Below are 14,190 nucleotides of genomic sequence, written 5' to 3'. Positions count from 1 at the left end.
CTGTGACGAGGCCTCCGGTCGCCCCACAGCATCCCCGCTGTGGGGCGACCGTGCCTGCCCCCGGCGCCACGACCTCCCCTCGGTGACGGCCGCTAGGAGTCGCCCAGCCACGACAGCAGGCGACCCTGCGACCAGGACCGCCCGACGGCTTCGGTGTGCAGGGTCGGCCCGTCGAACAGCGCCAGGCCGATGATGCTGTGGCCCGACGCTCGGCGATCGCCGAGCGTCGGGATCGCCGGCGCCACGCCCACGCCCTCCGCCGACACCCAGGCCACCGCCCGGCCGGCCGCCTCTTCGTCGAGGCGGTGCAGGAAGCGCAGGCGGCTCTCGAGCGGGAAGCGCGACAGTGCCCACGTCGTCGTGACGACAGGCAGGGCGTTCGCCGGCACATGGGCGAAGGCGTCGCGCATCAGCTCGATCGCGTCACCTCGCAGCAGCAGCGGAGGCGCCGATGCGGCCAGCGCCGTCTCCGCCTCCAGCCTCGCCATCCGCTCCGGCTGGTCCGGCCACACGCAGGCGCGCAGCCATCGGGCGTCGTCCGCGTCCGTGACGTCGACCGGATCGACGTCGATCCCGACCCGGGCGACGACCTCGGGCAGCGCCCGCGTCGGGAGGGGCCGGTCTCCCACGATCGAAGCCGACACCTGCACGGGAGAGGACGCATCACCCAGCGACTGTCCGTTGCCGTACCTGATGCCGACACGATCGACGGTGAGATTCAGCCCGGCCGAACAGCCCACGTCGATCAGCCCCACCTGGTGCGCGCCCGCCCGACGCGCCACCTCGGCGATGGCCGGATACAGCACAGCCCCGCGACCCGTCTCGTCCGGCCGCGGCTGCCGGCGTGTGGCGACGGCCACGACGGCGTTCGTCATGCGCACCAGCGTGTCGATCGCCGCGTCGGCGGCGGCATCGCCGTCCGCGGCGGCGTAGGCCGCGGCCAGCTCCGGGGCGCGGCCGACTAGGGCCAGGTCGTGCAGCGCGGCGAGGATCAGCGTGGGGTTCCGCCTGCGTGCCGGCGCCGCCTCGATCGCGCGCAGCGCCTCGTCGGACTCGCTGAGGGCGACGGCGACGCGCTCGTACAGCGGCGATGCCTTGGCTGCTTCGACCTCACCGAAGTGCCGGTACACCTGAGCGAGCGTGCGGGTCCTGCCGGCCATGGGAACGACCTCCCGTCCTTCACCTGGTATGCGAGCGGCCGAGGAGGTCTCGACCGGCTCGCAGGCTACTGCCCGCGGGGAACGGGACCCTTGGGAAGCGGGACCCGCGGGGTACGGGACCCGTGGGAACGGGGCGCGCCGGAGCGCAGCGACGGACCGAGCACGCAACCGCCGTCGGTGGTGCGGATCATCCGTAAATGATTCGCGTGCCGTCCGGACGCGGCGGATCATCGGAAGGGTCCGCGCTCGATGCCAGCCCGCTCCACCCAGCCGGGGAAGTCGTGATGACCACTGCCGCGCCCGAGCCGTCCCGATCCCCCGACGCGTCCGCGTCAGCGTCCCGGCCCGAAGTCCGCGCGGTGGGCGGGGTGCTGCGTGGCAGGCGCGAGGCGGGTGTGGCGGTCTTCCTGGGCATCCCGTACGCCGAGCCGCCGGTCGGCGCGCTGCGGTTCGCCGCGCCGCGGCCGGTACGGGGCCGGCGCGAGGTGCGGGAGGCCGTCGCGTACGGGCCGCCGCCCCCGCAGGCCGGCATGTTCGGCATGGACGCGCTGTCGCAGGACGCGCCGGGGGACGACTGGCTGACGGTCAACGTCTGGTCGCCCGAACCGGCCCCGGGCGCCGGGCTGCCCGTGATGGTCTGGATCCAGGGCGGCGCCTTCGTCTTCGGCATGTCCGGACTCCCCGAGTACGACGGCGGCCGACTCGCCAGGGACGGCGGCGTGGTCGTGGTGACCTTCAACTACCGTGTCGGCATCGAGGGCTTCGGCCAGATCGAGGGGGCTCCGCCCAACCGGGGGCTGCTCGACCAGGTCGCCGCCCTGGAATGGGTGCGCGACAACATCCGGGCCTTCGGCGGTGACCCCGAGCGGGTCACGGTCTTCGGCCAGTCGGCGGGTGGGGGGTCGATCGCCGCGCTGCTGGCGATGGACCGGGCGGCCGGGCTCTTCCACCGGGCCGTCGTACAGAGCGCGCAGGGCACGTTCTTCTCTCCCGGCCTCGCCTCGGACATCGCCACGGCCTGCGCCGCCGAGCTGGGGCTCCGGCCCACGGTGAGCGATCTGTCCGACGTCCCCCCGCACCGGCTGCCCGCCGCGAGCGACGCGCTCGGCGCCACGATGGACCGGTGGGCGGAGCGCTGGGGGCAGCCCGCGTACAGATCGATCCCCGTCTCGCCGGTCGTGGACGGCGACATCCTGCCCGACACTCCGTGGCAGGCCCTTGCCGCCGGCGCCGGCCGCGACGTCGAGCTCGTCGTCGGCCACACCCGCGACGAGCATCGACTCTTCTCGGCGATCGGCGGGCTGCTCGGCGAGGTGAGCGAGGATCAGGCGGCAGCCGCCCTCCGTCTCCTCGCCCCGAGCCCGGACGGCGCGCGCCGGTACCGCGAAGCCTTCCCGGAGGCCGGCCCCGAGACGCTGTACGAACTGGTGCAATCCGACTGGCTGTTCCGCATGCCCACGCTCCACCTCGCGCAGGCCCGGACGGCGGCCGGCGGCCGCACGCACGTCTACGAGCTGACCTGGCCCGCCCCGGGCATGGGCGGTGCGCTCGGTGCCTGCCACGGCCTCGACGTACCGCTCGTCTTCGGCAACCTGGACCGCGGCCAGCCCGCCATGCTCATCGGTGAAGCCCCCTCTCCGGAGGCGGAGGCCCTGTCCGAGCGCATGCGCGCCGCCTGGACCTCCTTCGCCGCCCGTGGCGACCCCGGCTGGCCGCCGTACGACACCGAGCAGCGACTCGTTCAGCTCTTCGACACCGATCCCGTTGTCACCGCCTACCCGGAGGAATCCTCCCGCCTGATCTGGCAGGACCACACGTTTCCCGCGCTGCCGCTGATCGACCCGTAGCGCCCACGGCATTCGCCCCTGCCTCGCCTTCGAACGGATGCCTTCGTACAGATCGCCTACGATCGGCCGCGTGTGCGCTGACGTGATGGTTGCAGAGGACGACGAGAAGCAGGCCGAGCTGGTCAGGCGCTATCTCGAACGCGAAGGGCACTCCGTCACGGTCGTGGCCGACGGTCGGGCGGCGCTGGACCGGGTCCGGGAGCGGGAGCCCGATCTGCTGGTCCTCGACGTGATGATGCCGCGCACCGACGGGCTCGACGTCGTACGGGTGCTGCGCGGCGAAGCCCGGGAGCTGCCCGTCCTGATGCTCACCGCCCGGTCCACCGAGGACGACCTGCTGCTCGGTCTCGACCTCGGCGCCGACGACTACATGACGAAGCCCTACAGCCCGCGCGAGCTGATGGCACGCGTACGGACGCTGTTGCGCCGCACCGGCCGGGCCGGGACTCCTGACGGCGCCGACGACGGGCGGGTTCTGTCCGTGGGCACGCTGCGGGTCGACGCCGACCGGCACGAGGTGACCGTCGACGGGACGCCCGTGGAGTGCACGCCCGGGGAGTTCCGGATCATCGCCGCCATGGCCGCCGAGCCGGACCGTGTCTTCACCCGGCCACGGCTCCTCGAGGAACTGCACGGCTTCGACCGCTACGTCAGCGATCGCACCGTGGACATGCACATCATGAACCTGCGCAAGAAGATCGAGCCCGAGCCTCGTACCCCGGCCCGCCTGCTCACCGTCTTCGGCGTCGGCTACAAGCTGACCGACCCCGCGAAGGGTGCGCGGCGTGCGTCGTCGTAACCGCGGGGAGCGCTCGCGGCTGCCGCTGCGCAAGAGCCTGCTCGGGCGCTTCCTCGGCGTCTTCGCCCTGGTCGCGGCCTGCTCGGTCGCGGCGACGGCGTGGCTCGCCTCCCAGACGACCTCGGGGGCGCTGAAGCAGGAACAGGGCCAGGCCCTCGCCGACGACGCCCGTATCTACGACGCCCTGCTCGGGTACGCGGCGACCCACCCCCGGTGGGACGGTGTGGACCGGGAGGTCGAGGAACTGGCCTCCCGGTTCGGGCGCCGTATCGCCGTCACCACCCACGACCGCGGCCCCCTCGCCGACTCGGCCGGCGGCTCGGGGCCGCAGCTGCCGGCCCGGCCCTCGGCGGTCGTCGATCCGCTGTCCGTGGACAGCGCGCTATCCGGCGCCGCGAGCGCGCGCGACGACGCGAAGCCGTCGACGGATCGCATCGACGCGCGGGCCGTCGGCCCCTTCCGGCTGCCGCCCGCGGAACGTCGCGAGCTGCGTGCCAAGGCGGATCGCCTGGTGGCCTGCCTCCACCGGCAGGGCCGGAACGCCGAGGTGACGGACGGCCCGTCGGGGCGCCCCCGCGTCGGTCAAGGCACCGCCTCCACCGGCTTCGTGGAGTCGGACGACTGCTCCACCGCCAGTCTCGACGCCCCCACGGCGACCGAGGCCAAGGCCCTCGAAACCCTCACCAAGCTCGCCAACGCCTGTCTGAGCCGCCAGGACCGACCGGCCATCACCCTGAACGCGGACCTGACCTGGTACGACGGACCAGGGCGCCCGGCGGGGCCGGTGGCCGAGCCCCGGCGTCCGACGGCGCCCGTGCCCGATGCCACACCGGTTCCGGCGCCGAGGGAGATCGACAGATCGGCCGAAGAGGCCATCGGCTCCTGCGTGAACACGGCACGACGCGAGCAACTGAGCTCGTACGTCGCCCAGCCGGCGCTGCTGTTCATCGGCGACCCCGACCGGGGCAGCGTCCCAGGCTTCGACCTCTCCGCCGCGAGCACCGCCCGTATCGCGGGCGTGGCGGCGCTCGTCCTCGCCCTCACCATCGGCGTCTCGATCCTCACCGGACGCCGGCTCGTCCGTCCGCTGCGCGCGCTGACGGGGGCGGCGCAGCGCATGAAGGAAGGCGCCGAGGCCACCCCCATCGCGGTTCCCGCCGACCACGAGATCGGTCAACTCGCCGCGGCATTCAATGAACTGACGGAACATCGGGCCCGCCTGGAGGCGCAGCGCAAGGCGATGGTCAGCGACGTCGCCCATGAACTGCGTACGCCCCTGAGCAATATCCGGGGCTGGCTGGAAGCCGCGCAGGACGGTGTGGCGGACACCGATCCGGCACTGATCGCCTCGCTCCTGGAGGAGGCCGTACAGCTTCAGCACATCATCGACGATCTTCAGGATCTCGCGCAGGCGGACGCCGGGGCGCTGCGCCTGCACCGGGAACCCGTCGACGTGGTGGAGCTCCTCGGCCAGGTCGCCGCCGCCCACCAGGCCGAGGCCGAGCGCGCCGGTGTCACCCTGGGCGTCGAGGCGTCCGGGCCGACGCCCGCGCTGACCGCGGACCCCGTACGGCTGCGGCAGGTCATCGGCAACCTGGTCTCGAACGCGGTACGCCACACCCCGCGCGGCGGACGCGTCGACCTGCGCGCGTACGGCGAGGGCGGTGGCGCGGGAGGCGCGGGACGCGACGACGCGCGCGGCGGGTCGGTGGAGGTCGTCGTGGAGGTCGCCGACACGGGCAGCGGGATCGCCGCCGACGATCTGCCGTACGTGTTCGACCGGTTCTGGCGCGCGGAGAGGTCGCGCAGCCGGCGCACCGGCGGCAGCGGTCTGGGCCTCGCGATCGTACGCAAACTCACCGAGGCCCACGGCGGTTCGGCCACCGCCGCGTCGACCGAGGGCGTCGGCTCGACGTTCACGCTGCGACTTCCGGCGGGTGTACGGGAGGAGTTGGGCCGCTCGGAACGGTCCGCGAAGGTCTGACGGCAAGGCCACAGGCAGCTGACAGCTTTCTGACAAGTTCCCGTGAGCATGGCGATCACCGGGCGCCCGAGCGAGCAGAGGCGAGGGCGCCGGCCGTTTCCGTACCGAAGGGGAGCCACAGCCATGCCGTCTCACCGCAGTCCGTCCCGGCGCCGTCGCAGCCTGCGCGCCGCAGCCTTCACCACCGCCGTGATCGGCGGGGTGTTCCTGCCCGCGACGTCGGCGTTCGCGGACGACCATCCGTCCGTGGCGCCGTCGCAGCCGTCCGCCGCCCCGTCGGTGAGCGCCGCCGACACCACGCCCGATACCGGCTCCGCCACTCCGCGTCCCGTACCGGACCGGACGCCGGGCGAGGTGGCGGCGCCCCGCGGCGGTGTCGCCGCAGGTGAGCGCGCGGACGGCCCGCCCCGCCCCGTCGCCGAGCGGACGCCCGCCCCGGCCGCGGCGCCGCGCGGCGGTGTCGCCGCAGGTGAGCGTCCCGCGGGCCAGGCCGGTGGGGACATGACCACCGCCGTCGCCGGCTCGGCCGCCGGTGCGGCGCTCCTCGCGGGCGCCGGCATCGTCATGCTGCGCCGCCGAGGCGCCGCCCAGCGCAACGACTGACGACCGACGCGTCGTGGTGCCGCCGGCGACGGCGGCACCACGACTCCGTGCCACGGAGCCCCCATGACCCCCACGACCCGCACCGCCGGCCGACGCGCACGCCCCTGGCGGACGTGTGCCCGGCCCCTGCTGCTGTGTGCCGTCCTGACCGCGACCGCCGGCGCATGCGCCACCGACGGCGTCGAAAGCACGCCCCCGGCAGCGGCGACGACATCACCCGCCGCCGCTCCCGCCGGCGAGCCCGACTCCACGGACCCGTCCCGGGCCACCGGCACGAAGACGGTCCCGACCCGCGTGTCCATCCCCTCCCTCGGCATCGACAGCGAGCTGATGAGGCTCGGCCTCGACCAGGACGGCACCGTCGAAGTGCCGCCGCCGGACAAGGGGATGACGGCCGGCTGGTACACCGGGAACCCTCGCCCGGGAGAGCCCGGGGCCGCGGTGGTCATCGGGCACAACGACACCCGCTTCGGCAGGGCCGTGTTCCACGACCTGAAGCGGATACGCAAGGGTGCGACCGTCGACGTACGCGACAGCCGGGGCGGCACCGTGCGCTTCACCGTCACCGGCACCGAAACCGTCGACAAGGACGCCTTCCCCACCACGAGGGTCTACGGACCCACCAAGGAGCGCGCGCTGCGACTGATCACGTGCGACGGCGCGTTCGACGCGGCCGGCCACCCGGTGGACAACCTGATCGTCTACGCCGTCGCACGGTGATCCCGGGCCCGCCTACGCGACGGGCTGCTGCTGGGTGACGCAGTGGATGCCGCCGCCACCCGCCCCGAGGCGGTCGATGTTCAGCTGCTCGATCACCCGGTCCGGGTAGAGGCGCGTCAGGGTCGCCCTGGCCGCCTGATCCGCCCGGGTGTCACCGAAGTGGGCGCTGATGACAGCGCCGTTGCAGAGGTAGTAGTTGGCGTACGAGGCCAGGAAGTCGCGGTTCGTCGAGCGGATCCTGTCGTAGTCCGGGCCCTGGAGCCGCAGCACGTCCATCGGGTCGCCCGTGGCGGTCGTCGAGGCGGACAGGACGCCGAACTGCTGCCGAGCGTCGCGGGCGTAGGCGTCGGTGTCGGAGGCCAGCGGCATCTGGACGAGGGCCTCGCCGGGCGCGAGGAAGCGGGACGTCGCGTCGACATGGTCGTCGGTGATGTCCTGGCCGCGGACGCCGTCGAACCAGATGACCGGGCCATTCTCCAGGAGCACTTCCCCGAGCGGGACGTCGTCATGGTGCAGATCGACACCATCGCCTCCGGCGGCGGTGGCATCCACTGCGCCACCCACGACCAGCCCGGCAAGCCCGCCGCCTGACCGCCTCCGGGGGCGCGCCGCTTCCCGGCCGCCCCCGGCACCGTCGTCAGTGGCCGGTGAGTTCGCCGGTGAGTCTGGCGTGGAGATCCGCGCTCGGGGCGTTGAGACCCGTGATCTCGACGGTCTTGCCGCGCTGGGCGTACTTCGCCTCGACCGTGTCGAGGACGGCCACGGACGAGGCGTCCCAGACATGGGCCGCGGAGAGGTCGACGACGACCCTGTCCGGGTCCCCGGCGTAGTCGAAGCGCCCGGCGAGATCGTTGGCGGAGGCGAAGAACAGCTCGCCGGCCACCCGGTAGACCACCGTCGCACCGTCGGGATCCCTCACGGCGGTGACCTCGGCGTGGTGGGCGACCCTCCTGGCGAAGATCACCATGGCGGTGACCGATCCGGTGACCACACCCACGGCGAGGTTGTGGGTGACCACGACGCACACCACGGTGATCACCATGACGGCGATCTCCCCGACGGGCATCCGTCTGAGGGTCTTCGGGGCGACGGCGTGCCAGTCGAAGGTCGCGAAGCACACCATGATCATGACGGCGACCAGAGCCGCCATGGGGATGTCGGAGACGACCGGGCCGAAGACGACGCACAGCACCATCAGGAACACACCGGCGAGGAACGTGGACAGCCGGGTGCGGGCGCCCGAGACCTTCACGTTGATCATCGTCTGGCCGATCATGGCGCAGCCGCCCATGCCGCCGAAGAAGCCGGTGACGATGTTGGCGATGCCCTGACCGATCGACTCCCGCGTCTTGCTGGAGCGGGTGTCGGTGATGTCGTCGACGAGCTTGGCCGTCATCAGCGACTCCATCAGACCGACGAGCGCCATGGCGAACGCGTACGGGGCGACGAGGACGAGCGTGTCCGTCGTGAACGGCACGTCGGGCAAGCCCGGCACCGGCAGCGAGGACGGCAGGGCGCCCTTGTCGCCGACGGTCGGCACGGCGATCCCGGCGGCGATCGTGATGGCGGTCAGGACGGCGATGGAGACGAGCGGGGCCGGGACCACCGTCGTGATCTTCGGGAAGAACACCATCAGGAGCAGACCGGCGACGACGAGCGGGTACACGGTCCAGGGGACGTTCCGCAGCTCGGTCACCTGGGCCATGAAGACCAGGATGGACAGCGAGTTGACGAAGCCGACCATGACCGAGCGCGGGATGAACCGCATCAGCTTCGCCACGCCGAGTACACCGAGGATCACCTGGAACACGCCGGCCAGGATGACGGCGGCGATCAGGTACCCCAGGCCGTGCTCGCGGTTGAGCGGCGCGATGACGAGCGCGACGGCGCCGGTCGCCGCGGAGATCATCGCCCGGCGGCCGCCGAAGATCGCGATGGTCACGGCCATGGTGAAGGAGGCGAAGAGGCCGACCGCCGGGTCGACCCCGGCGATGATCGAGAACGCTATCGCCTCGGGGATCAGCGCCAGCCCGACGACAAGTCCGGCCAGCACCTCGGTACGCCAGACCTTCGGATCGGTCAGCCATGCCGGACGCAGGCCGCGCGACCACCGGGCCGGGGACACAACGGATGAGGACAAGGAAGCAGGTACCTGTCGTACTCGGGCACGCCCACTCGGCGGGGCGGCAGGTGCGGGAGGACGCGGAAGGGCCGGGGCGGCACCCCGCGATCGGCCCACACGATGGCGGACCGGAAGTCGGAGAGGCGAGGACGGAGCCGGGGCGGGAGAGGGACCGGGCGGCACCGTCGGCGTGGACCGGTGTCGACCACCGGCCGACCGTCAGGAGCCAGGCGGTCCGGTCCATGGTGTCAGTCGGCGATGGGCCGCGCGGGCGTGGACGAGTCGGGCGATGACCGTTCCCGTGCTCGCCGCGATCAGGAGGCAGGCCATGCGTCCGAGATCGTAGGCGGCTTCCCAGGTGAGCTGCCCGATGGGCGCGGTGGCGAAGACGTTCAGGATGAGCCAGCAGAGCAGGGCGGTGCCAGGGGCGGCGGCGAGCCGGGCTCCCGTGCTGACCGCGGCCACGGCGACGGACAGCGCGATGAGGTCGAGGACGGGGTCCCCGTGTCCGTCGAGGAAGTTGAAGGCGATGACCAGGGCGAAGGCCAGGACGGCCGACACCGCCCACACCGAGGAGGTTGCGGCCGGGTCCGGCACAGGGCGCGTACCGGAGCGGATCCGCATCCATTCGATCATGCAGCGCCTCCTCACGCACCGCCCCTCCGCCGGGGCCCTGAAGAATGATGCACCACGGCGGGAGATGCGCGACAAGCCGGTGCGCAAGGGCACCTCGCTCCCGCAACCGGTCGGTCCCCGCGTCCCCTTCGCCACCGGATCGAGCGGAACACGTGTCGATAAGGTGACTTCCGGAGGCGGATGACGTTCGCTCCCATTTCCGGCGACTGCAGACACATGGGGAGATTTTCGATGCCCGTTCCACGCATGAGCAACACGCCGCTCCCCGGGATCGGGGTCCGCTACGACCTGACCACCCGTGAGCACCGCCGGCTCTCGGTCATCGCCCACCGGGACGGCAGCCGGACGCTGAACGCCTACCGCAGGGACGATCCGGACGAGTGCGCGCTGTCGGCCAAGCTGACCGCCAAGGAGGCGGAGGCGTTGATCGACGCGCTGATGCCGTCCCACCACAGCCCCAACCTGCTCTCGACCACGGACCTGGGGCTGGTCGCCGAGCGAATAGAACTGTCGGCGCACTCGCAGTGGAACGGGCGGGTCCTGGGCGAGACCCGGATGCGCACCGAGACGGGGGCCTCCATCGTCGCGGTCCTGCGCCGGGCCGGTGCGATCCCCTCCCCCGCGCCGGCCTTCCGGCTGGCGGGCGGCGACACGCTCATCGTGATCGGCACCCGCGAGGGTGTCGAGGCGGCCGCCTCGATCCTCGGCCGGGAGTGAGCGCCGTGCACTCCTCCGCCGTCTTCCTGATCGAGTTCGGCGCGATCATTCTCGCGCTCGGACTGCTGGGCCGCTTCGCCGGACGCTTTCGGTTCTCCCCGATACCCCTCTATCTCCTGGCCGGCCTCGCCTTCGGCGAAGGCGGACTGCTGCCGCTCGGCACCAGTGAGGAGTTCGTCGCGATCGGCGCCGAGATCGGCGTGATCCTCCTGCTCCTGATGCTGGGACTGGAGTACACCGCCAGCGATCTGGTGACCAACCTCAAGACGCAGTACCCGGCGGGCCTGGTGGACTTCGCCCTCAACGCCCTGCCGGGCGCGGGCATGGCCCTTCTGCTGGGGTGGGGTCCGGTCGCCGCCGTCGTCCTGGCCGGCGTCACATGGATCTCGTCCTCCGGTGTCATCGCCAAGGTGATGGGCGATCTGGGCCGGCTCGGCAACCGGGAGACGCCGGCCGTCCTGAGCATCCTGGTCCTGGAAGACCTGGCCATGGCCGTCTACCTGCCCATCCTCACCGCGCTGCTCGCCGGCGTGAGTCTCGCCGCCGGAAGCCTCACCCTCGCCATCGCCCTCGGTGTCGCCGGTACGGTCCTCTTCCTCGCCGTACGCTTCGGACGGGTCATCTCCCGCTTCGTCTCGAGCGACGACCCCGAGAAGCTCCTTCTCGTCGTCCTCGGTCTGACGCTGCTGGTCGCGGGCATCGCCCAGCAGCTCCAGGTCTCGGCCGCCGTCGGCGCCTTCCTCGTCGGCATCGCCCTCTCCGAGGAGGTCGCGGAGGGCGCGCACCATCTGCTCAGCCCGCTGCGGGACCTGTTCGCGGCGGTGTTCTTCGTCTTCTTCGGTCTGCACACCGACCCGGCGAGCATCCCGCCGGTGATCCTGCCCGCGCTGGCCCTGGCCCTGGTCACGGCGGCGACGAAGATCGCCACCGGCTACTGGGCCGCCCGGCGGGCCGGGATCTCGGTGAAGGGCCGCTGGCGGGCCGGCGGGACCCTGGTCGCGCGCGGCGAGTTCTCCATCGTCATCGCCGGGCTCGCGGTGACGGCGGGCATCGAGCCTGCCCTCGGCCCCCTCGCGACCGCGTACGTCCTCGTCCTGGTCGTCCTCGGCCCGCTCACCGCCCGCTACACCGAGCCGATCGCCACCTACGTCACCGGCCGCCGCCACAAGGCTCCGGCCGTCGAGCCGGCCCACGCCGAAGTGGCCGCCGAAGTCCCGGCGCAGGCTCCGGCGGAGCCCCAGGCCGAGGCCCCGGCCGCCCCCACCACTGCCCGGACCTCCGCCGAAGCCCCGGCACAGGAGACGCGGGAAGAGCTGGAGAAGCTGGAGCCGGTGGACGACGGCACCAGGTGATTGACTGCCCCGCATGGACCTCACGCCAGAACTCCCCACCCCGGGAGCGCCCCCCTTCGACCCCGAACTGAGTGCGGTGCTGGCTGCTTTGGGGGACGCCACGAGGGAGCCCCTCACCCCGGAGAACCTCGCCGCCCACCAGGAGCAGGACGCCGTGACGCGGCCCAGGCCGACGGTCCGGGAGCTCCGGGCCGACGGCCGCTTCGAGGTGGAGGAGCTGCGTGTCCCAGGGGCGCCGGGCGGCGGGCCGGACGTCACGCTCGTGAGCGCACGGCCCGCGGGGATCACGCGACCGCTGCCGCTGCTGTACTACATGCACGGCGGCGGGATGGTCATGGGCAACGCCTGGTCCGTGCTTCCGGGGCTGCTGGACGAGTGGGCGCTCACGCTGGAGTTGGCCGTCCTCTCCGTCGAGTACCGGCTGGCACCGCAGGCGCGGTACCCCGGACCGGTGGAGGACTGTTACGCCGGGCTCGTCTGGGCGGCCGAGCACGCGGCCGGTCTGGGCATCGACGCGGACCGTGTCATCGTCGGAGGGAAGAGTGCCGGAGGCGGGCTCGCCGCGGCGCTCGCCCTGCTGACCCGTGACCGGGGCGGGCCCGCCCCGATCGGGCAACTGCTGCTGTGTCCGATGCTCGACGACCGTGACGACACCTTCTCCAGCCATCAGATGGCCGGCGTCGACATCTGGGACCGGACCTCCAACGCCACCGCGTGGCAGGCGCTGCTCGGCGACCGGTACGGGGATGCGGACCTGCCTCCGTACGCGGCTCCGGCCCGCGCCACGGATCTGTCCGGGCTGCCCCCGGCCTACATCGACGTCGGTTCGGTCGAGACCTTCAGGGACGAGGGCGTGGCCTACGCCGACGCGATCTGGCGCGCCGGGGGCCAGGCCGAACTGCACGTATGGCCCGGAGCCTTCCACGGTTTCGACGCCCTCGCGCCGACGGCGGCGCTCAGTGGGGACGCGGGTGAGGCCCGGCTCCGCTGGCTCCGGCGCATCCTCACCCCGTGAGCGCCGTGAGCGCCGTGAGCGCCGTGAGCGCCGTGAGCGCCGTGAGCCCTGTGGGCCCCTCGAACCCCGTGAGAGCCCGCACGTACTCCCCAGTTCCCCGGGTGATCGGCGCCGCCGCCCGCTGTTCGGCGAAGATGGTGGGGCCACCCGTCCTCATCACGCGAGGAGCATCGCGCACATGCCCCCTTCCGGTGCCGGTCCGAGACCGCCGACGATCGCCGACGTCGCGCGGATCGCCGGGGTGTCGCGTACGACGGTCTCGCACGCCCTCAACGGGATCGGCAAGGTCGACCCGCGCACGCGGGAGCGCATCAAGCAGGTTGCCACGGACCTCGGTTACCGGCCCAACCTGCGGGCGCAGCGGCTGAGGCGCGGGGAGGCGAAGGCCATCGCGCTCGCCTCGTCCATGCCGTTCGCGGTGGCCGGAGGTCCGTCCCGGCTGGGCTTCTACATGGAGGTCGCGGCGGCCGCAGCCGAGAGCGCCCTCGTGCACGACTACGCGCTGGTGCTCGTGCCTCCCGTGCAGTCCGGCTCCGCCCTCTACTCCGTCGACATCGACGGGGCGATCGTCGTGGAACCCGACGTGGACGACGTGGCCGTGGCGACCCTGAAGGAGCGCGGGCTGCCGTACGTCGCGCTCGGCAGGCCCGTGTCCCCGGACCAGGCCGTGCCGTACGTCGACCTGCGCGGCGGGCGCGTCGCGGAACTGCTCCTGGCCCATCTGCGCGAGCAGGGGGCGCGGCAGCCGGCGCTCCTCGTCGGCTCCGGTTCGCGGCACTCGTCGGTCGACGCCCGCGCCGCCTTCGCGCGGGTCGCCGAGGAGGAGGGCTGGGCGCCGATCGTGGCGACCGCGCCCGAGTCCGGCGGCGAACAGGCCGGGTACGACCGGTGTGCGGCCCTGCTCGCCGAGCACCCCGGGATCGACGCGGTCTGCGCGCTGGTGGACGCCTTCGCGGTGGGCGCGGTGCGGGCGGTCCGGGACAGCGGGCGCTCCATCCCGGACGACGTCATGGTCGTCACCCGGTACGACGGCCTGCGCGCCCGCACCTGCGAACCGCCGCTGACCGCCGTCGACCTGCACCTGGACCGGGCGGCGGCCGGGGCCGTCGAGCTGCTCCTCGCCCGACTGCACGGCGGCTCCGCCGAGGTGGGGTCGGAGGTGGCGACGGTGCCCGAACCGCGGGTGATCGCCCGGGCCTCGTCGCTGCGGAACGCCGACTGACGGTGACGGCGTC

General features: G+C 72.9%; 14 protein-coding genes and 1 pseudogene. 10 read left to right on the top strand and 5 right to left on the bottom strand.

Translation table 11 applies throughout. The features are described 5' to 3' along the window. Positions 1–92 precede the first annotated feature (92 nt). Positions 93–1,160 (bottom strand): DUF2332 domain-containing protein, encoded by a 1,068-nt coding sequence (locus ACZ3OF_RS00160; protein WP_467301768.1) that lies wholly within the window; start codon positions 1,158–1,160, stop codon positions 93–95. A gap of 284 nt (positions 1,161–1,444) precedes the next feature. On the opposite strand from ACZ3OF_RS00160, the gene ACZ3OF_RS00155 reads away from it, so the two are divergent. From ACZ3OF_RS00155 to ACZ3OF_RS00135, 5 genes are all read left to right on the top strand, one after another. Then, positions 1,445–3,007 carry a carboxylesterase/lipase family protein gene (locus ACZ3OF_RS00155; RefSeq protein ID WP_467301767.1) on the top strand — a complete coding sequence of 521 codons (1,563 nt, stop codon included), beginning with the start codon at positions 1,445–1,447 and terminating at the stop codon, positions 3,005–3,007. A gap of 85 nt (positions 3,008–3,092) precedes the next feature. Then, positions 3,093–3,806, top strand: a complete 714-nt coding sequence (locus tag ACZ3OF_RS00150) for a response regulator transcription factor (RefSeq protein WP_361667359.1) — start codon at positions 3,093–3,095, stop codon at positions 3,804–3,806. Beyond that, entirely contained in the window at positions 3,793–5,790 is a 1,998-nt protein-coding gene (locus ACZ3OF_RS00145; protein WP_467301764.1) for a sensor histidine kinase, read from the top strand. The genes ACZ3OF_RS00150 and ACZ3OF_RS00145 overlap by 14 nt, the downstream gene beginning before the upstream one ends. 123 nt (positions 5,791–5,913) lie before the next feature. Then, a complete protein-coding gene (locus ACZ3OF_RS00140) occupies positions 5,914–6,393 on the top strand; it encodes a hypothetical protein (protein ID WP_467301763.1) in 480 nt (159 codons plus the stop codon). 63 nt (positions 6,394–6,456) lie between these two features. Next, positions 6,457–7,113, top strand: coding sequence for a class F sortase (locus tag ACZ3OF_RS00135; protein WP_361667251.1), 657 nt, complete (start codon positions 6,457–6,459; stop codon positions 7,111–7,113). A gap of 12 nt (positions 7,114–7,125) precedes the next feature. Here the strand turns inward: ACZ3OF_RS00135 and ACZ3OF_RS00130 are convergent, their stop codons facing one another. Continuing rightward, complete coding sequence (locus ACZ3OF_RS00130) at positions 7,126–7,599, bottom strand: agmatine deiminase family protein (protein WP_467301762.1); 474 nt, start codon at positions 7,597–7,599, stop codon at positions 7,126–7,128. Here ACZ3OF_RS00130 and ACZ3OF_RS00125 point away from each other — a divergent pair. Beyond that, positions 7,573–7,704, top strand: a pseudogene (locus tag ACZ3OF_RS00125) (agmatine deiminase family protein); the annotation flags it as partial. The gene ACZ3OF_RS00130 and the pseudogene ACZ3OF_RS00125 overlap by 27 nt on opposite strands. Before the next feature lie 46 nt (positions 7,705–7,750). On the opposite strand, the gene ACZ3OF_RS00120 reads toward ACZ3OF_RS00125, so the two are convergent. Beyond that, complete coding sequence (locus tag ACZ3OF_RS00120) at positions 7,751–9,238, bottom strand: SulP family inorganic anion transporter (RefSeq protein WP_467302785.1); 1,488 nt, start codon at positions 9,236–9,238, stop codon at positions 7,751–7,753. Between the two features lie 216 nt (positions 9,239–9,454). Continuing rightward, complete coding sequence (locus ACZ3OF_RS00115; protein ID WP_361667255.1) at positions 9,455–9,871, bottom strand: hypothetical protein; 417 nt, start codon at positions 9,869–9,871, stop codon at positions 9,455–9,457. Between the two features lie 231 nt (positions 9,872–10,102). Between ACZ3OF_RS00115 and ACZ3OF_RS00110 the strand changes: the two genes are divergently transcribed. The 3 genes from ACZ3OF_RS00110 to ACZ3OF_RS00100 are packed head-to-tail and all read left to right on the top strand — an operon-like array spanning position 10,103 to position 12,955. Continuing rightward, on the top strand, positions 10,103–10,588 hold the full coding sequence (locus ACZ3OF_RS00110) for a cation:proton antiporter regulatory subunit (protein ID WP_361667256.1): 486 nt from the start codon (positions 10,103–10,105) through the stop codon (positions 10,586–10,588). A gap of 5 nt (positions 10,589–10,593) precedes the next feature. Further along, a complete protein-coding gene (locus ACZ3OF_RS00105; protein ID WP_361667257.1) occupies positions 10,594–11,940 on the top strand; it encodes a cation:proton antiporter in 1,347 nt (448 codons plus the stop codon). Positions 11,941–11,953: 13 nt separating this feature from the next. After that, positions 11,954–12,955: an alpha/beta hydrolase gene (locus ACZ3OF_RS00100; protein ID WP_361667258.1), complete on the top strand. Its 1,002-nt coding sequence runs from the start codon at positions 11,954–11,956 to the stop codon at positions 12,953–12,955. On the opposite strand, the gene ACZ3OF_RS00095 is transcribed toward ACZ3OF_RS00100, so the two are convergent. Then, on the bottom strand, positions 12,945–13,115 hold the full coding sequence (locus ACZ3OF_RS00095) for a hypothetical protein (RefSeq protein ID WP_467301757.1): 171 nt from the start codon (positions 13,113–13,115) through the stop codon (positions 12,945–12,947). The two genes, ACZ3OF_RS00100 and ACZ3OF_RS00095, sit on opposite strands and share 11 nt — an antisense overlap. An 18-nt stretch (positions 13,116–13,133) precedes the next feature. On the opposite strand from ACZ3OF_RS00095, the gene ACZ3OF_RS00090 reads away from it, so the two are divergent. After that, positions 13,134–14,177: a LacI family DNA-binding transcriptional regulator gene (locus ACZ3OF_RS00090; RefSeq protein ID WP_467301755.1), complete on the top strand. Its 1,044-nt coding sequence runs from the start codon at positions 13,134–13,136 to the stop codon at positions 14,175–14,177. Positions 14,178–14,190 lie beyond the last annotated feature (13 nt).

The sequence above is a fragment of the Streptomyces sp. NPDC022552 genome, from assembly GCF_055561875.1.
The sequence above is the reverse complement of the archived record's forward strand: the minus strand, read 5'-3'. Positions and strand labels throughout refer to the sequence as shown.